We start from the raw sequence: 17408 nt of genomic DNA, 5'->3' as shown, positions 1-17408 counted from the left end.
GCGTGCGCCCGCCGGCTACCTAGTCCGGGGGGCGCTCGGTCACAAGGGTGGTTTCGGTGTGACGCGGTTCAGATTGGCCGGCCGTCGACCTCGGGCGAAAGGCGCTTCACGCCTTCCTGCGCGCCCGGCATGTGGGGGTGGATCTCGAGGACGCGGCGGAACGCCTTGAGAGCACCGGCCTCGTTGCCCAGCCGGTCGAGGATGATGCCGAGCCCCGACAGCGCGCCGAAGTGCCGCGGCTCCAGCATCAGCACCCGCTCGATATCGGCGACCGACCGGCCGTAGTCGCGCCGAAGGAAGTGAACGGTTGCGCGCTGGTTCCAGGCCTCGGCAAAATCCGGTGCGAGCCGGATGAGGTCGTTCAGGAACACCAGCGCCGTGTCGAAGTCGTCGACCTCGATGGCCGCGAGGGCGCGATTCATCAGAACGTCCATCGACGGCGACCCCGATTGCCGCCACTGGCGCAGGATCTGTGCCTGCACGATTTCCCAGTTCGTGTTCTGCTCGTCGGCCAGCTGGTCGAAAAGAGCATCGAGTTGCGCCTTGCGCGCGGCCTCGCGTGCCTCGGGCAGGGCCGGCATCAATCCCTCGGGCAGGGCAGGGCTCTCGGGCATCGCCGCTTCCGCGCCACCGTCCGGCACCTCGCCGCTCCCGTCGACCTGCGCTTCGGCGCGCGGCATATGTGCCAGCATCAGGGCCAATGCCAGTGACGCGACGACAGGGCGTGTTGGGCGTGCTCTCATGATTGCCAATGATAGCCCTACCGCTTACCTCTGCAAGCGGCGCGGCGCGTGCCGCAGTTCACGATGGGGAGAGAGATGAGCAAGGATATCGACGCCGCGGCCGAAGCGCTGCGCGAGAAGTTCGCGGCAAGCGATTTCTCCGGCTCGGTGAAGTTCGAGGTCGAGGGCGAGGGCGTGATCCTCGTTCGCGACGGCGAGGTCAGCACGTCGGACGGAGACGCGGACGTGACGATCTCCGCCTCGCTCGACACCTTCCGCGCGATGTTCGAGGGGGATCTGTCGCCGACCAGCGCCTACATGACGGGCAAGATCCGCATCGACGGTGACATGGGCGCGGCGATGAAGCTCAGCCAGATCCTCTGAGCCGGTGGACGGGCAGGGCCCACAACTGCCGCCCGGAGGGGCGCCGTGGGAGCGGCTCCTGCATTTCCGCGCGGCCGACGGGCTGGGGCTGCGTGGGGCTGTCTGGAACGCGGGCGGGCGTCGCGGCCACGTGCTTCTGCTGCCGGGCCGGACCGAATTTCTCGAGAAGCTGTGCATCCCGGCCGCAGAACTGATCGCCCGCGACTTCGCGGTCGCGGCGCTCGACTGGCGCGGCCAGGGCCTCAGCGACCGCATGCTGCCCGACGGGCTCAAGGGGCATGTCGGTGACTTCGCCGAATACCGCAGCGATCTGGCGGCGTTCGTTGCCGTGCCCGAGGTTGCGGCGCTCGGCGGACCCCGGCTGGTTGCCGCCCATTCGATGGGCGGCTGCATCGCGATCGGGGCGGCCCTTCGCGGCGAGCTCGCGGCGGACGCGGTCATACTGTCGGCTCCGATGCTGGGAATCGCGCTCAGCCCCTTCGCCCGGGCGGCCGGTGCGGTGGTGGTGACGCTCGGCGCAGGCATGAGGCAGCATCACCTGTGGGCGCCTCTGCCCGCGCCGTCGAAGCCCTACGTGCTGCAGGGCTTCGCCCGGAACGTGCTTACGCAGGACGAGGCGGTTTTCGACTGGATCGTCCGTATCCTCAACGACGTGCCCGGTCTTCGGCTGGGGCAGGCGCCGACCATCGGCTGGCTCGATGCGGCGGGGGCGGAAATGCGGTTCATTGCATCGTCCAGAAAGAGGCTCGGCATGCCGACGCTCGCATTGATCGGCACGGACGAGAAGGTCGTCGACACAGGCGCGCTGCGCCGGCTAGCCGGGCCGCTGGGGATCGAGGTCGTCACCATCGAGGGCGCGCGCCACGAGCTTTTCCTCGAGGCGGCCCCGATGCGCGCCGCGGTCTGGCGGGCGATCGACCGCTTTCTGACGCTGCACGATATCTGACACGGGTTACGTCGCGGCCGAACCGATCCGCGGCGTCACGCCGGAGCGATTCCCGACAGCAGTTCGAGGGCTTCGGCATGCAGCGCGGGATGGGCCGCGGCCAAGACCCGTCCGCCCCATCGGCAATCCTCGCCGCGCCAGCCGGTCACGATGCCGCCGGCAGCCTCGATCAACGCCTTCGGAGCCGCGATGTCATAGGCCTTGAGGCCCGCTTCGATCACCAGGTCGACATGGCCCATCGCCAAAAGTGCGTAGGCGTAGCAATCGGTTCCGTAGCGGGTCAGCTGTGCCGCGCCGCGGACTGCGTCGAAGCCTCGACGCTCGGTTTCCGTGAAAAGCTCGGGCGCCGTCGTGAAGACGGTCGAATCGGCCAGAGCACGCCCGCGCCGGGTCGTGATCGCACGCACGGCCCCACGATGCTCGAGCACCGCGTGCGAAGCGCCAGGCGTGTTGAGCCCGACAAAGCGCTCGCCGGTGAAGGGTTGGTCGACGATACCGATGACACCGCGCGTGCCGTCGTCCAGCGCGATCAGCGTGCCCCAGACGGGCAGGCCCGAGATGAAGGCGCGCGTCCCGTCGATCGGATCGATCACCCATGTGAGACCCGAGCGCCCGGTCGTCGTGCCATGCTCCTCGCCGAGGATGGCGTCTTCGGGCCGTTCGCGCTGCAGGATCGATCGAATCGCGGCCTCGGCCTCGCGGTCGGCCGCCGTGACCGGGTCAAAGAGCCCGGCCGCGCCCTTGTCGTCTGTCGTGAGGTCTGCCGTGCGGAACCGGGGCAGGGTCACCTGCGCCGCGGCATCCGCAAGCGCCCGGGCCAGCCGCGAAAGTTCGTCGAGAGAGGAGGCGGCTGTCATTCGGACATGGCAAGCTGTGGCGTGCGCGACGGCGCAAAGCGGGTCCGAACCATCGGGACCGGATCCGCTTTTCGCAGTCGCAGCCCGGGGTCAATCAGGCGACGTCGCCCATCACGCGGGCCAGATCGAACAGACGGCGGCGCTGCGTTTCCGGCATCGAGTAGTAGGCCCGAACCAGTTCCAGCGCTTCCTTGTCCATCAGCATGTCGCCGACAACCTTGGCGTCTTCTCCCACGGCCTCGTCGATCCCCTCGAAGAAGAAGGCCACCGGCACCTCGAGCGCGTCGGCAATGTCCCAAAGCCGCGACGCCGAGATCCGGTTCGCGCCGGTCTCGTATTTCTGGATCTGCTGGAACTTGATCCCGACCTTGTTTGCAAGCTGCTGCTGGGTCATTCCGATCATCCAGCGACGCTGGCGCACACGTTGCCCGACATGCACATCAACAGGGTGTTTCATTCCTCGCCTCTCTGACATTCCACTGTGCTTATGGTTGTGCTTGGCAATCTGGGCGAATTTAGGCCCGGAACGCGAACTCGATAGACACAATTCCCGCGCGGCGGGAATCGTTCCATCTTCACGTCGTATACCGGACATCTCTCGCTCGATTCTCACACAGTGTCGCTCTCAAGACACTGTGAATGCTTGCAACCTTGAGTTGGATGCTTTTTTCGATTGCCTCAACGCTGACACAATTACAGATTGCATCGGGAATTTCAACACACTGTTTTGTCAACCTGCCTGGCGCGCCGCGCGCTTCCGCTCGTGGGGGTCCAGCAGGCGCTTGCGCAGGCGGATCGACCCCGGCGTCACCTCGACCAGCTCGTCGTCGTCGATATAGGCGATCGCCTGCTCCAGCGTCAGGCGCACCGGTGGCGTCAGCTTCACCGCCTCGTCCTTGCCGGCCGCGCGGATGTTGGTGAGCTGCTTGCCCTTGAGCGGGTTCACCTCGAGGTCGTTGTCCCGGCTGTGCTCGCCGATGATCATGCCCTCGTAGACCTTCTCGCCGGGGCCGATGAACAGCCGGCCGCGCTCCTCGAGGTTCCACAAGGCATAGGCGACCGAGTCGCCGCCTTCCATCGAGATCAGCACGCCCGCGCGGCGGCCGGGGATGGGTCCCTTCCAGGTCGCCCATTCGTGGAAGACGCGGTTGAGGACGCCGGTCCCGCGGGTGTCGGTCAGGAACTCGCCGTGATAGCCGATCAGGCCGCGGCTCGGCACATGGGCCACGATGCGCGTCTTGCCCTCGCCGGCCGAGCGCATCTCGACCAGTTCGCCGCGCCGCTGGGCCAGCTTGTCGACGACGACGCCCGAAAAGGCCTCGTCGACGTCCACGGTCACTTCCTCGACCGGCTCGAGCCGCTCGCCGCCTTCGTCGCGGATGATCACGCGCGGCCGCGAGACCGAAAGCTCGAAACCCTCGCGGCGCATGTTCTCGATGAGAACGCCCATCTGAAGCTCGCCGCGGCCCGACACCTCGAATGCCTCGCCGCCCGGCGTGTCGGCGACGCGGATCGCGACGTTCGATTCCGACTCGCGCATCAGGCGCTCGCGGATCACGCGCGACTGGACCTTGCTGCCCTCGCGGCCCGCGAGCGGGCTGTCGTTGATGCCGAAGGTCACGGTGATGGTGGGCGGGTCGATCGGCTGCGCCGGCAGCGCGTCGCTGACGCCCGTATCGCACAGCGTGTCGGCCACCGTCGCTCGGGTCATGCCGGCCAGCGCCACGATGTCGCCGGCCTCGGCCTCGTCCACGCCGGTGCGCGCAAGCCCCCGGAAGGCGAGGACCTTCGAGACGCGGAAGCGCTCGACCTCGGTCCCGTCGCGCGAGAGCGCCTTGACGGTCTGCCCCTGGCGCACGCGCCCGGTCTCGATCCGCCCCGTCAGCAGCCGCCCGAGGAAGGGATCGGCCTCGAGCGTCGTAGCCAGCATCGTGAAGGGCTCGTCGACATTGGCGATCTGGGCAGGGGCGGGCACATGCGCGACCACGCGATCGAACAGCGGGCCAAGCCCCTCGCGCGGGTCGTCGAGATCATCCGCGGCCCAGCCCGAGCGCCCCGAGGCGTAGAGCAGCGGGAAATCGAGCTGCGACTCGTCGGCGCCAAGCGCCGCGAACAGGTCGAAGACCTCCTCGTGCGCGCGGTCTGGCTCGGCATCGGGGCGGTCGACCTTGTTGAGGACGACGATGGGACGCAGGCCGAGGCGCAGCGCCTTCGACGTGACGAACTTCGTCTGCGGCATCGGGCCCTCGGCGGCATCGACCAGAAGCACCACGCCGTCGACCATCGACAGGATACGCTCGACCTCACCGCCGAAATCGGCGTGGCCGGGGGTGTCGACGATGTTGATCCGCGTCCCCTTCCATTCGACCGAGGTGCACTTGGCGAGGATGGTGATGCCGCGCTCGCGCTCGAGATCGTTGCTGTCCATCGCCCGCTCGGCGACCGCCTGGTTCTCGCGGAAGGCGCCGGACTGTTTCAGTAGTTGGTCGACCAGGGTTGTCTTGCCATGGTCGACATGGGCGATGATCGCGATGTTGCGCAGGTCCATTGAAGGGGCCCGTCCTTGGGTGGGCCGCGCGGCCGTTGCCGCCGGCTATGTTCCGGGAAATCTGGCGCTCATGTGGCCCAATTCGCCGCCCGGGGCAAGCCTTGGCGCGACGCGGTGCGTCAGTGGAGCATTCGGCGTGCCAGCCAGACCGCAAGTCCGGTCACGATGACGAGCAGGAAGATGAAGACATCGAAGGCCCAGGGCGCGCCCGCGAACGGGATCCCCGCGAGGTTCACGCCGAGAAGCCCGGTCAGGAAGGTCAGGGGCAGGAAGACCACCGACACGGCCGAGAGCGTGAGCATGATGCGGTTCGTGCGCTCGGTCATCGCGATGGTGATCTCCTCGGCGATGACCTGAGCGCGGCCACGCAGGGCGTCGAGGTCGGCACCGATGCGCCGGAAGGCTTCGGCCTCCTCGCGCAGGGCGCTCGGGTCGTCGAGCCACGCGGGCGGCTGCCGCGTGACCCCCTCGAGCGCCGTGGCCTGCGGCGCGATGAAGCGATGCAGCATGATCGCGTCCTGCCGGGCGTCCACCAGGTCGGCCCGGTCGCGGGTCTCGAGCTTGCCCGAAAAGCGCAGCGAGCGCTGCTCGAGCCGCGCGATGTCGTCCTCGAGCGCGTCGAGCACGGGCTCGGCGTCCTCGCGCAGCAACTCGACGAGCTTCAGGACGAAGGCGCCGACGCTTCGCGGCGCCGCGTTCGCTCGGAACTCCGAGATCAGCCGGTCGATGCTGGGAAGTCGCCGCAGTTCGAGCGAGACGACGCGCCGCGCGGTCACCACCAGTCGCAGCGAGATCATGTCCTCGGGCTCGGCGTTCTCCGAGCGGTTGATGCCGCGCAGGATCAGGAGCGTGGCGCCGCCCTCGCGCGCCACGCGCGGCTGGGTATCGCGCTCGAGCAGGGCCCAGGCGAAGGACTGCGGAATGTCGGGGTCGTCGAGCAGGGCGCGCTCGCTTTGCGCGCCACCCTTGAGATGCCGCCAGGAATACCGGGTCTCGCCCTCGCCGCTGTCGCCCTCGAAGATCACGTTTCCGCCCGCCGCGATCGCGGCCGGGTCCATCATGTCCGGTGCCACGGGCGGCGTGCCGGTATTCATCGCCGCGGGCCTGCTGGCGTGGTGTGATGGCGCAGTCGCATCGCCGCCCCCTCGTCTCCCGATCCTCCCGAAGCTATAGCAGAGCAGGACATGTTTCAGCGAGAGGGGGAAGCGATGCGCACCATGCGGCTGCACGAGATCGGCGGCGAGTTGCGGCTGGAAGAGGCCGTGGCGCCCAAGCCGGCGGCGGGCGAGGTCTTGATCCGCGTCGCCGCCTGCGGGGTCAACTTCGCCGACACCCTGATGGTGCGCGGGCAGTACCAGGAGAAACCCGCGCTGCCCTTCGCGCCGGGCATGGAGGTGGCGGGGACCGTCGAGGCGCTGGGCGGCGGGGTCGACGGTCCCCGGCCCGGGACGCGGGTGGCGGCAATGTGCGGCGTCGGCGGTTTTGCCGAGTTCGTCTGCGCGCCGGCGGCGGCCTGCGTGGTGATCCCGGACGACATGCCCGACACCCATGCGGCGGCGCTGCAGGTCGCCTACGGCACCTCGGAACTGGCGCTCAACCACCGGGCGCGGCTGAAGCCGGGCGAGCGCCTGCTGGTGCTGGGCGCCGCCGGCGGGGTGGGGCTGACCGCGGTCGAGATCGGCAAGCTGATGGGGGCCGAGGTGATCGCCTGCGCCCGCGGCGAGGCGCGGCTGGCCAAGGCGCGGGACAAGGGGGCCGATCACCTGATCGATCCCGAGGCCACCGACCTGCGCGAGGCCGTGCTGGCGCTGGGCGGCGCGGATGTCGTCTATGACCCCGTGGGCGGCGCGCAGTGGAAGGCGGCGATGCGGGCGGCCAATCCCGAGGCGCGGCTGCTGCCCATCGGCTTTGCCAGCGGCGAGGTGCCCCAGATCCCGGCCAACATCCTGCTGGTCAAGAACCTCGACGTGCTGGGGGTCTACTGGGGTGCCTATTACCGGTTCGCGCCCCGGGTTCTGGCCGAGAGCTTCGAGCGCATCCTGGGCTGGTACCGCGAGGGGCGGATTGAGCCGCATGTCTCGAACGTGCTCCCGCTGGACCGCGCGGGCGAGGCGTTGGCCCTGCTGAGGGGGCGGAAGGCGACGGGGAAGGTCGTCGTCACCCTGTGACCAGGGTGCTTTCACGCATGAAAACGCACTCAGTGGATTGATTGAAAAAGAAAAACCACGCGATCATGTTCGCGCGGCATGCAATGTCGGGGTTCTTGCGGCGCGGAGCGCGGCGGCTGCGGGTTACGCCGCAGGAGGAGCTGGCAGTCCACCCTCCACCTGCGCTGCACTCCTGCGGCGTCCCGCCTGCAGCCTGCCGACCCGCCGAGACGGGCAACCTGAAAACGCGATCAAGAACAAAAGGTTCCGGTGTTAGTTGAAGAAATTCATTCAAGATCCGCACGGATCCCTGCCTGTCAGAACGGCATCGAACTGCTCGAGCACCCAGTCGACTTCTTCCTCGGTGATCACCAGCGGCGGCGCGATGCGGATCGAATGGCTGTGCGTATCCTTGGCGAGGACACCGCGACCCTTTAGTGCCTCGCAGTAGCGCCGGGCGCCGCCGGCCTCGGGATGCAACTCGACCGCCAGCATCAGGCCGCGGCCGCGGACCTCGCGCACCGCGTTCGAGCGGATCGATTCGAGCCCGGCCTTGAAGCGCGCGCCCATCTTCGCGGCGTTCTCGATCATGCCCTCCTCGACCAGGACCCTTAGCGCGGCGCGGGCGATGGCGCAGGCGAGCGGGTTGCCGCCGAAGGTCGAGCCGTGCTGGCCCGGCTTGAGCACGCCCAGCACGTCCGAGTTCGAGAGCACCGCCGACACAGGGTAGAACCCGCCCGAGAGCGCCTTGCCGACCAGGGTCACGTCGGCCTCGATCCCCTCGTGCTGCTCGGCCAGGAGCTTGCCGGTGCGGCCGAGACCGGTCTGGATCTCGTCGAGGATGAGCGTCACGTTGTGCGCGGTGCAAAGTTCGCGCACGCGCGGGAAGTAGCCGGCGGGCGGAATGATGACGCCGGCCTCGCCCTGGATCGGCTCGACCAGGAAGGCGACGGTGTTCTCGGTGAGCGCGGCTTCGAAGGCCTTCGCATCGCCAAAGGGCACCACCTTGAAGCCCGGCGCGAAGGGACCGAAGCCGCCGCGCGCCTCGGGGTCGGTCGAGAAGCCGACGACGCCCAGGGTGCGGCCGTGGAAGTTCTGGTGGCAGACGATGATCTCGGCCTTGTTCTCGGGCACGCCCTTGACCTCGTAGCCCCATTTGCGCACGGCCTTGATCGCACTCTCGACCGCCTCGGCGCCCGAGTTCATGGGCAGCACCTTGTGCGAGCCGGTCAGCGCCGCGATCTCCTCGTAGAACAGCGCAAGCTGGTCGTTGCGGAAGGCGCGCGAGGTGAGGGTGAGCCGCCCGGCCTGCTCGGTCATCGCGCGCAGGATCTTGGGATGGCAATGGCCCTGGTTCACCGCCGAGTAGGCCGAGAGGCAGTCGAGATACTGCTTGCCCTCGACATCCCACAGCCAGACGCCGCGGCCGCGGCTGAGGACCACGTCGATCGGCTTGTAGTTATGCGCGCCGAGCTGGTCCTCGACGGCGAGGAAGTCTGCGGGATTCATCATCATGCGGTGTCCTCCCATTTTGTCAGTGGGCCACGATGCGGCGGCCGAAGAGCGAGGCGGCAAGATCGACTGCGAGGCGCGCAGTGCGGGCGCGTTCGTCCTCGAAGAGGTTGAGCTCGACGATGTCGAGGGCGGCCACCCGGCCGGAATCGCACAGCATCTCCATCGCCAGATGCGCCTCGCGCAGGTTGGCGCCGCCGGGCACCGGCGTGGAGACGCCGGGCGCGAGGCCCGGATCGATGAAGTCCATGTCGAGGCTGACATGGATCATCGCGTTCTCGGCCTCGGCGCGAGCGATGACCTGGCTGACGAGGCGGGCCATGCCGTGCTCGTCGACCCGGCGCATGTCCATCACCTCGATCCCATAGGCGCGCAGGCGGCGGGCTTCCTCGCGATCGACCGAGCGGATGCCGAGAAGGCAGAACTGGTCGGGACGCAGCTGGGCGCGCGGGCTGCCCCTGTAGAGGAAGCCGAGCCCGTCCTCGCCGGTCAGCGCGGCCACCGGCATACCGTGGATATTGCCGGAGGGCGAGGTGTCAGGCGTGTTGAAATCGGTGTGAGCGTCGAGCCAGAGCACGATCAGCGGCCGGCCCGCGGCCTCGGCGGTCAGGGCCGAGACATTGACCGAGCCCGCTGAGAGCGAGTGGTCGCCGCCCATGTAGACCGGCATCCGGCCGGCCGAGGTGGCGTTCAGCCCCGCGTCGATGACGCCACCGATCCAGGCCGCGACCTCCGCGCCGTTGCGCCCGGCGCCGTCCTCGATCATCGAGGCGCGCGGTGCGACATCGCCGGCGTCGCGCACGTCATGGCCAAGGGCCGAGAGAGCAGGGGCGATCCCCGCAAGCCGCAGGCCCGCGGGCCCCAGAGCCGCACCATCGCCGGCGCCGCCCGCGGCGAGCGGCACGCCAATCAGTTCCAGTCCTACATGCTGCATCTTCAGACCCCGAGTTTCATGGTTGGCGGGATATTCGCGGGTTCGGGTGTTGGCGAAAAGTTGGAAATTATGACAATCTGCGCGAGCGAATTGCCATTATGATAAGAACGGATGACCAGAATGTTCGATTCCCTCGACCGCGAGCTGATCGCGCTCCTGCGCAATGACGGGCGCGCGCCGGTGGCGAGCCTGGCCGCCGCGCTGGGGGTTTCGCGCGCGACGGTAAAGGCGCGGCTCGACAGGCTGATCGAGGAGGGCGTGGTGCTGGGGTTCACGGTCGTGCTGTCCGCGCCCCAGACGGATGCGATCCGCGCGATCATGCTGATCGAGGTGGCCGGCAAGGCGACCGAGGCGGTCGTGCGCCGGCTGCGCGGATTTCCCGAGATCCGGGTGCTGCACGCCACCAACGGGCGCTGGGACCTCGTGGCCGAGATCGAGACGCGCGATCTGCGGTCCTTCGACGCGCTGCTGCGGCGTGTGCGCGAGGTGGACGGGATCGGCGTGACCGAGACAAACCTTCTGCTGGCCGCGCGGAAGGGCGCCCCGGGCGCGGGCGCCTAGGGGCCGGGCCGAAAGGGGTGTTCGGGGACCTTCATTCCGCCGCCGTTGCCAGCGACTGGGCCCCGTAGGCCTGCCGGACCATCCCTGCCAGCGCGTCGAGCGGCAGCATCGAGAGCGCATGGGTCTGGTACATGTTGATCTGCGTCGTCGGCAGGTCGGGCAGGGCGCCGCCGTGGTTGATCGGCTCCATATGCGCGGTCACCGCGCCCTCGATCATCGCGTGGACGGCCAGATCGGCAGAGACCGAGGCCTCGACGGTGCGGGTCGAGCCGGTATCGACCGCCATCTCCCACGGGATGCCGGCGTCGTCGAGTGCCCTGAGTGCCCAGGGCTTGAAGAGGCAGGTGCGCTCGAAGGCAAGGCGCATCGGGCGGTGGCGCCACGCCGTGCCGCCCGGCGCGCCGACCCAGATGAGGCGCTGGGTGGCAAGGGTTTCGCCCTCGGCGTCGCACTCGTTCTCGGTGGTCAGGATCAGGTCGACCTTGCCGGCGTCCAGCATCTCCTTGAGCTTGCGGGTGTAGGACGAGATCATGTTGATCTTCATCCGCGGATACTCGCGATCGAAGCGCTTCAGGATCTGCGGCACATGCGGATAGACGATGTCCGTGGGCACGCCGAAGCGAAGTTCGCCCTCGTAGGCCTTGTCGGTCATCCGCGCGATCACCTCGTCGTTGAGCGACAGCAGGCGGCGGCCATAGCTGAGCAGTTGCTCGCCCTGCGGGGTCAGGCTGACGCCACGGCCGGTGCGGTCGAGCAGCGGCTGTCCCAGCGACTCCTCGAGCCGCTTGAGCTGCATCGACACGGCCGACTGCGTGAGGTTGAGCTGCGTCGCCGCACGGGTCACGCCGCCGGTGTCGGCGACGGTCACGAAGCTGCGCAGGGCGGTCAGGTCGAGGTTGCGGATCATCATCGCCATCCGTGATGGATTTCTCAACAAACATTCATTTTCATTATGTATAGGCCCTCTCTATATATCACTCACGATGATGGCGGTCCAGATTTGGATCATGGAAACGAATGAGGTACGCCATGAATGCCCTGACGCTTCTCTTCGCCCCGCGCGGCTTCCGGCAGGCTCGCCTGTCGCTGCCCCCGATCGAGCGCTGGCTGCGTGTCGCGGCCGAGCGGCGGCGCCTTGCCTCGCTCCCGGACGAGGTGCTGAAGGATATCGGCGTGAGCCGTGCCGAGGCGGACGCCGAGGCCAGCCGGCCGTTCTGGGACACCGAGTCCCGCTGATGATGCCCCCGGCAGTCCCCTCGGCTGACACGCTCAGTCGAGGGGATAGTCGGCCAGCGCCTCGTAGCTCGGCCCCTGCTTGCCGAGCCGCGAGCGGAAGAGGATGAAATCCTCGACCTCGAAGGGCTCGGATGAAAGCCCCGCCCTTGCCGCCGCAAAGCCGTGCAGCGCGGCAATGTCTTCCGCCCTCAGCCCGTTGCCAAGGCGTGCCAGCGTCACATGTGGCGTGTAGCGCCCACCGCGAACCTGGATGCCGGTGTGCCGAGCGGCCTGCAGCACCTTCGCGCGCAAATGCACAAGCGCCGGATCGGGCGCGATGCGTGCGTGCAGGATCGTGGGCTGCGCCCCACCGAACAGGTCCATCCCGTCGATCCTGAGCGAGAAGCGCGGCGCACGCAGCGATCCGAGCGCGTGGTGCATGTCCTCGATCACCGGCTCGGGCTGCTCGCCCAGGAAAGCGAGGGTGATGTGGAAATTCTCGGGCGGCACGGCGCGGCCGGCGGGAAGGCCGAGCTGCGCGGCGGCGAGCCGCGTGGCGACCTGGGGCGGGATCGCGATGCCGACGAAGGCGCGGATCATGGCCCGGTGCGCCCGATCAGTTCGATGACGCGCGGGCCGATTGCCTCGACCATGCGGGCGACGCCCTCGGCGTTGGGGTGGAGCCCGTCTTCCTGGAACAGCTCGCGCTCGCCGACCAGGCCCTCGAGGAAGAAGGGGTGGAGCAGCGCGCCATGGCGCGCCGCGAGTTCGGGGTACATCGCGTCGAAATCCGCCTTGTAGTCGGGACCATAGTTCAATGGCGCCTGCATTCCCGCCAGCAGAACGGGAAGGCCGCGCTGGACGAGGTCCTCGAGCATCGCCTCGAGATTGGCGCGGCTCGACTCGGGCGCGATGCCGCGCAGCATGTCGTTGCCGCCAAGCGCGATGATCACCGCGTCCGCGCCGTCGCCGAGCGCCCAGTCGAGCCGTGCGCGCCCCCCGGCGGTGGTGTCGCCCGAGACGCCCATGTTGACGACCTCGGCCTGCGGATGGCCGTTTTCGGCGAGCCAGGCGTCGAGCTGCGGCACGAAGCCCTCGGTCGGCGGCAGGCCGTAGCCGGCGGTCAGGCTGTCGCCGATGGCGACGATCCTGGGGCCGGTCGCCGGCCCGGCATCGGCGGGACGGGCGAGAAAAAGGGCAAGAAAGCAAAGCGCAAGACCGGCAAAATGCTTGCGCCACGCGCCTCGCGGTCCATATGAGCCGGTTAGGCGGCGAGGGATGGAAATCATGTCAGACACGGTGATCGGCCTTCGCGACGTCGCGCTGACCTTGCCAAGCATGGCCGGCGATGTCGAGATCCTGCGGGGGATCGATCTGACCGTCGCGCGTGGCGAGCATGTGGGCATCGTCGGGCCGTCGGGGTCGGGCAAGTCCTCGCTCCTGATGGTGATGGGTGGCCTCGAGCGCGCGACCGCGGGCGAGGTGCGGGTTCTCGACGCCGACCTGACCGCGCTGGGCGAGGATGCGCTGGCGCGGCTGCGCGGGCAGGGCATCGGCATCGTCTTCCAGTCCTTCCACCTGATCCCGACCATGACCGCCGTCGAGAACGTTGCAACGCCGCTCGAGATCTCGGGCGCGCGGGATGCCTTTGCCCGCGCCGAGGCGATGCTTGACCGGGTGGGGCTGGGCCACAGGCTTGCGCATTACCCGGCCGAGCTGTCGGGCGGCGAGCAGCAGCGCGTGGCGCTGGCGCGGGCGCTGGCGCCGCGGCCGCGGCTGGTGCTGGCCGACGAGCCGACCGGAAACCTGGACGGGCGCACCGGCGAGGCGGTGATCGAGCTTCTGTTCGGCCTCGCGGCCGAGGAGGGGGCGACGCTGGTGCTGGTCACCCACGCGCCCGAACTGGCCGGGCGCTGCACGCGGGTCGTGACCATGCGCGACGGGCGCATCGCAGGCGAGGAACGGCGCGAGGCCGCGGCGTGAGGGGCCTCGGCTTCGCGGCGCGCCTGGCTCGGCGCGAGTTGCGCGGCGGCCTGGCGGGGTTCCGCATCTTCCTTCTGTGCCTCGCGCTTGGCGTAGGCGGCATCGCCGCCGTGGGCTCGGTTGCTGCCGCCATCGGCGCGGGGCTCTCGGCCGAGGGGCGCACGATCCTGGGCGGCGATGTCGCGCTGACCTTCACCTATCGCGGTGCCTCGGAGGCCGAGCGCGACTTCATGGAGGGCATGGGTGATGTCGCGCAGGTGCACGACCTGCGCTCGATGCTGGGCACGATCGAGGGCGAGCGGGCGCTGGTGCAGGTCAAGGGCGTCGACGACGCCTATCCGCTTTATGGCAGCGTCGGGGTCGAAGGCGGCAGTCTGCCCGATGCGCTGGCCCGCCGCGACGGTGCCTGGGGCCTTGTGGCCGAGGCGGTTCTGGCCGAGCGGCTGGGCCTGCAGCCCGGCGATCGCGTGCGCCTGGGCGCGGGCGAGTTCGAATATCGCGGCGTCCTGAGCGACGAGCCCGACCGGCTGTCGGGCGGATTCGGGCTGGGGCCGCGGGTGATCGTGACCTCGGACGGCTTGCGCGACGCGGGGCTGCTGGGACCCGGCACGCTCTACGAGACGATCTATCGCCTGCGCACGCCGGAGAGCGCCGATCTTGCCGCCCTGCGCGCGGGATTCGAGGCGCGCTTCCCTGACGCAGGCGTGCGCTGGCGCGACCGAGAGCAGGCAGCGCCCGGGGTCGAGCGCTTCGTCACACGGGCCAGCGCCTTTCTCACCCTGGTGGGGCTGGCCGCGCTGGTGGTGGGCGGCGTCGGCGTCGGCGCGGCAGTCCGTGGCTACCTCACCCGCAAGCTGGGCGCGATCGCCACGCTGCGCACGCTTGGGGCCTCGTCTGGCACCGTCTTCGCGGCCTACCTGATCCAGATCGGCGCGATCGCGACGCTGGGCATCGCGCTCGGCGTGGCACTGGGCGCGGGGGCGGTGGCGCTGGCCGCGCCGCTGATGGCCGAGACCCTGCCGGTCCCCGCGCGCTTTGCCGCCTATCCCGTACCGCTGGCGCTGGCGGCGGTCTACGGCGCGGGCATCGCCGCGCTGTTCGCGCTGGGGCCGCTGATGTGGCTGCGCGACATTCGGCCCGCGGTGCTGTTCCGCGCGGCGGCGCGTGTGGCGGGGCGTGGACGCGGGGGGCCGGATGCCTGGCCGCATCGCGGCGCGCTGGTCGCGCTGGGTCTGATGGCTGCGGCGTTCGGCGCGATGGTCGTGTGGCTGTCGGGCGCGCCCAAGCTGGCGGCGGGCGTCATCGGCGCGATCGGGGCGGCGATGCTGCTGCTGCGCGGGGCCGGGTGGCTGGCGATGCATGGCGCGCGGGCGCTGGCGCATGGCCCGCTGGCGCGCAGCCGACCCGGGCTGCGGCTGGCGCTGGGCGCCATCGGCGCGCCGGGCGGGGGCACGCCCAACGTGGTGATGGCCCTTGGCCTTGGCCTGGGCGTGCTGGCCGCGATCGGCCAGATCGACGCGAACATGCAGAGGCTGATCCGCAGCGAGCTGCCGACGGATGCGCCGGCCTTCTTCTTCGTCGACATCCAGCCGGACCAGCTGGCGCCCTTCCGCACGCTGACCGACGCCACCGACGGCGTAAGCCGGGTGGCCACCGCGCCGATGCTGCGCGGCGTGATCAGCCATCTCGACGGCGTCCCGGCGGCCGAGGCCGAGATCGACCCTGCGGCCGCATGGGTGCTGCGCGGCGACCGGGGCGTCAGCTATGCCGCCGCGCCGCCCGCCGGCAGCGTGATCACCGAGGGCGCCTGGTGGGACGATGACCACGCGGGCGAGCCCCTGGTGAGCTTCGCCGCCGAGGAGGGGCGGGAGCTGGGTCTTTCCGTGGGCTCGACCCTGACGGTGAACGTGCTGGGCCGCCCGGTCACCGCGCGCGTCGCGAACTTGCGCGAGGTGGATTGGCGCGCGCTGGGCATCTCGTTCCTGATGGTGCTCTCGCCCAACGCGCTGGCCGGGGCGCCGCACACCCATATCGCGACCGTCTATGCCAGTCCGGAGGCCGAGGCCGGGCTGATGCGCGAGATCGGCCGCGACTTTCCCAATGTCACGGCGATCCGTGTGCGCGACCAGATCGAGCGGGTCTCGGACGGCCTGGCCACGCTGGGCGGCGCGACCCGCTGGGGCGCCCTGGCGGTGCTGCTGACGGGGCTTGCAGTGCTGGTCGGCGCCGCCGGGGCCGCGGCCGAGCGGCAGGTGGCCGAGGCGGCAGTCATGAAGGTGCTGGGTGCCGCGCGGCTGCGCATCCTCGCGAGCCTCGCGCTGCGCGCCGGTCTGCTGGGCGCGGTGGCGGGCCTGGTGGCGCTGATCTGGGGCACGGCGGCGGCCTGGGCGGTGTCGGTTTTCGTTCTGGACGCCGATTTCATCCTGCGGATCGGGCCGGCGGTCGCGATCATCCTTGCCGGCGCGGGGCTCAACCTGCTGGCGGGGCTTGCGTTTTCAGCGCGACCGCTGCGCCTTCGGCCGGCGCGGGTGCTGCGCATGGCGGCGGGGTGAGCGTGCCGGAAATGCTTGAAATGCAAGGGCAGATTTCCGATATCATCTGTCGGGATAAAGCGAGGCGGCCGGCGGCCGTCTCGAGACGTGCAACAGGAGCATAGGGTCAGAAACATGGTGAACCCGAACTACGCAGCAGGCCGCATCGCGACCGGCGCCCGCGTCGCGGAGATCGACGAGGGCCTGCGCGCATACATGAACAAGGTCTACGCGCTGATGGCGGGTGCGATGGTCATCACGGGCCTGGTGGCCTGGGTGATCGGCCATGATTTCCGCGAGGCGATAGTCGCCTCGCAGGGCGGCGAGGCCGCACCTTACCTGCTTGGCCCGGGCGCGATCGCGACGCTTTACGGCAGCCCGCTCAAGTGGGTGATCATGTTCGCCCCGCTGGCCTTCATCTTCGCTTTCTCGGCGATGCTGAACCGGATGAGCGCCTCGGCCGCACAGATGACCTTCTGGGCCTTCGGCGCGGTGATGGGCCTGTCGATGGCATGGATCTTCGCCGTCTTCACCGGCGAGTCGATCGCACGCACCTTCTTCATCACGGCGATCGCCTTCGGTGGCCTCTCGCTTTGGGGCTACACGACCAAGAAGGACCTGTCGGGCTGGGGATCGTTCCTGATCATGGGCGTGATCGGCCTGATCGTAGCCTCGATCGTGAACATCTTCCTCGCGAGCTCGGGGCTGCAGTGGGCGATCTCGATGCTTGGCGTGCTGCTGTTCGCGGGGCTGACGGCCTACGACACGCAGTCGATCAAGAACGAGTACCTGGGCATGCGCGCGACCCCGGGCGGCGAGGCCTGGCTGGAGAAGGGCGCGGTCATGGGCGCGCTGCGCCTCTACCTCGACTTCATCAACATGTTCATGTTCCTGCTGCAGTTCCTCGGCAACCGCGAGTGAACCGGGCGGCAGCCTGAACGGCCAAGGGCCGGGGAGCTTCCCCGGCCCTTTTCTTTTGTGCCCGCCCCGCGGCGGCGGGTTCGGCGCGGCTCGGCGCGGCCGAAAAGCGAAAGGGCGGCCCGTGGGCCGCCCTTCACTGTCCCCCGC

General features: G+C 69.4%; 18 protein-coding genes. 8 read left to right on the top strand and 10 right to left on the bottom strand.

The features are described 5' to 3' along the window. Positions 1–68 precede the first annotated feature (68 nt). Positions 69–692: a tetratricopeptide repeat protein gene (locus H0I76_RS18300; protein WP_200613345.1), complete on the bottom strand. Its 624-nt coding sequence runs from the start codon at positions 690–692 to the stop codon at positions 69–71. A gap of 126 nt (positions 693–818) precedes the next feature. Here H0I76_RS18300 and H0I76_RS18295 point away from each other — a divergent pair, with 126 nt between their 5' ends. Further along, positions 819–1106: an SCP2 sterol-binding domain-containing protein gene (locus H0I76_RS18295; RefSeq protein ID WP_200613343.1), complete on the top strand. Its 288-nt coding sequence runs from the start codon at positions 819–821 to the stop codon at positions 1104–1106. A 4-nt stretch (positions 1107–1110) separates the two neighbouring features. Continuing rightward, positions 1111–2052, top strand: coding sequence for an alpha/beta fold hydrolase (locus tag H0I76_RS18290; RefSeq protein WP_200613341.1), 942 nt, complete (start codon positions 1111–1113; stop codon positions 2050–2052). Between the two features lie 35 nt (positions 2053–2087). Here the strand turns inward: H0I76_RS18290 and hisN are convergent, their stop codons facing one another. The 4 genes from hisN to H0I76_RS18270 form a co-directional block, all read right to left on the bottom strand. Beyond that, complete coding sequence (hisN, locus tag H0I76_RS18285) at positions 2088–2909, bottom strand: histidinol-phosphatase (protein ID WP_200613339.1); 822 nt, start codon at positions 2907–2909, stop codon at positions 2088–2090. A gap of 94 nt (positions 2910–3003) precedes the next feature. After that, a complete protein-coding gene (locus tag H0I76_RS18280) occupies positions 3004–3366 on the bottom strand; it encodes a helix-turn-helix domain-containing protein (protein WP_200613337.1) in 363 nt (120 codons plus the stop codon). Between the two features lie 273 nt (positions 3367–3639). After that, positions 3640–5457, bottom strand: a complete 1818-nt coding sequence (gene typA / locus H0I76_RS18275; RefSeq protein ID WP_200613335.1) for a translational GTPase TypA — start codon at positions 5455–5457, stop codon at positions 3640–3642. A 119-nt stretch (positions 5458–5576) separates the two neighbouring features. Then, positions 5577–6551, bottom strand: coding sequence for a CorA family divalent cation transporter (locus tag H0I76_RS18270; protein WP_200613333.1), 975 nt, complete (start codon positions 6549–6551; stop codon positions 5577–5579). Between the two features lie 114 nt (positions 6552–6665). On the opposite strand from H0I76_RS18270, the gene H0I76_RS18265 reads away from it, so the two are divergent. After that, the gene (locus H0I76_RS18265; protein ID WP_200613488.1) at positions 6666–7625 is read left to right on the top strand and encodes an NADPH:quinone oxidoreductase family protein; all 960 of its coding nucleotides are present in this window, start codon (positions 6666–6668) and stop codon (positions 7623–7625) included. Between the two features lie 270 nt (positions 7626–7895). Here the strand turns inward: H0I76_RS18265 and rocD are convergent, their stop codons facing one another. Beyond that, positions 7896–9119: an ornithine--oxo-acid transaminase gene (gene rocD, locus H0I76_RS18260; RefSeq protein WP_325166483.1), complete on the bottom strand. Its 1224-nt coding sequence runs from the start codon at positions 9117–9119 to the stop codon at positions 7896–7898. A 19-nt stretch (positions 9120–9138) separates the two neighbouring features. Continuing rightward, a complete protein-coding gene (gene rocF / locus H0I76_RS18255; protein ID WP_200613331.1) occupies positions 9139–10050 on the bottom strand; it encodes an arginase in 912 nt (303 codons plus the stop codon). Between the two features lie 120 nt (positions 10051–10170). Between rocF and H0I76_RS18250 the strand changes: the two genes are divergently transcribed. Continuing rightward, on the top strand, positions 10171–10611 hold the full coding sequence (locus H0I76_RS18250; RefSeq protein ID WP_200613328.1) for an Lrp/AsnC family transcriptional regulator: 441 nt from the start codon (positions 10171–10173) through the stop codon (positions 10609–10611). A gap of 31 nt (positions 10612–10642) precedes the next feature. Here the strand turns inward: H0I76_RS18250 and H0I76_RS18245 are convergent, their stop codons facing one another. Beyond that, a complete protein-coding gene (locus tag H0I76_RS18245) occupies positions 10643–11518 on the bottom strand; it encodes a LysR family transcriptional regulator (RefSeq protein WP_200613326.1) in 876 nt (291 codons plus the stop codon). Between the two features lie 122 nt (positions 11519–11640). Here H0I76_RS18245 and H0I76_RS18240 point away from each other — a divergent pair, with 122 nt between their 5' ends. Then, the gene (locus H0I76_RS18240; protein WP_234455427.1) at positions 11641–11847 is read left to right on the top strand and encodes a DUF1127 domain-containing protein; all 207 of its coding nucleotides are present in this window, start codon (positions 11641–11643) and stop codon (positions 11845–11847) included. 33 nt (positions 11848–11880) lie between these two features. Here H0I76_RS18240 and thpR read toward each other — a convergent pair whose 3' ends face one another. Both thpR and H0I76_RS18230 read right to left on the bottom strand, forming a co-directional pair. Next, positions 11881–12426 carry an RNA 2',3'-cyclic phosphodiesterase gene (gene thpR / locus H0I76_RS18235; protein WP_200613320.1) on the bottom strand — a complete coding sequence of 182 codons (546 nt, stop codon included), beginning with the start codon at positions 12424–12426 and terminating at the stop codon, positions 11881–11883. Then, on the bottom strand, positions 12423–13115 hold the full coding sequence (locus H0I76_RS18230; protein WP_200613318.1) for an arylesterase: 693 nt from the start codon (positions 13113–13115) through the stop codon (positions 12423–12425). The genes thpR and H0I76_RS18230 overlap by 4 nt, the downstream gene beginning before the upstream one ends. Between H0I76_RS18230 and H0I76_RS18225 the strand changes: the two genes are divergently transcribed. The 3 genes from H0I76_RS18225 (at position 13114) to H0I76_RS18215 (ending at position 17261) form a co-directional block, all read left to right on the top strand. Further along, a complete protein-coding gene (locus H0I76_RS18225; RefSeq protein WP_200613315.1) occupies positions 13114–13809 on the top strand; it encodes an ABC transporter ATP-binding protein in 696 nt (231 codons plus the stop codon). The two genes, H0I76_RS18230 and H0I76_RS18225, sit on opposite strands and share 2 nt — an antisense overlap. Next, a complete protein-coding gene (locus H0I76_RS18220; RefSeq protein ID WP_200613312.1) occupies positions 13806–16361 on the top strand; it encodes an ABC transporter permease in 2556 nt (851 codons plus the stop codon). Before H0I76_RS18225 ends, H0I76_RS18220 begins: the two co-directional genes overlap by 4 nt. 114 nt (positions 16362–16475) lie before the next feature. Further along, positions 16476–17261, top strand: coding sequence for a Bax inhibitor-1/YccA family protein (locus H0I76_RS18215; RefSeq protein ID WP_200613309.1), 786 nt, complete (start codon positions 16476–16478; stop codon positions 17259–17261). Positions 17262–17408: the final 147 nt, after the last annotated feature.

It is taken from the genome of Thermohalobaculum xanthum (genome assembly GCF_016623495.1).
Classification (GTDB): Bacteria; Pseudomonadota; Alphaproteobacteria; order Rhodobacterales; family Rhodobacteraceae; genus Thermohalobaculum; species Thermohalobaculum xanthum.
Note: the sequence above shows the minus strand (reverse complement) of the source record. Positions and strands in the feature narration are given on the sequence as shown.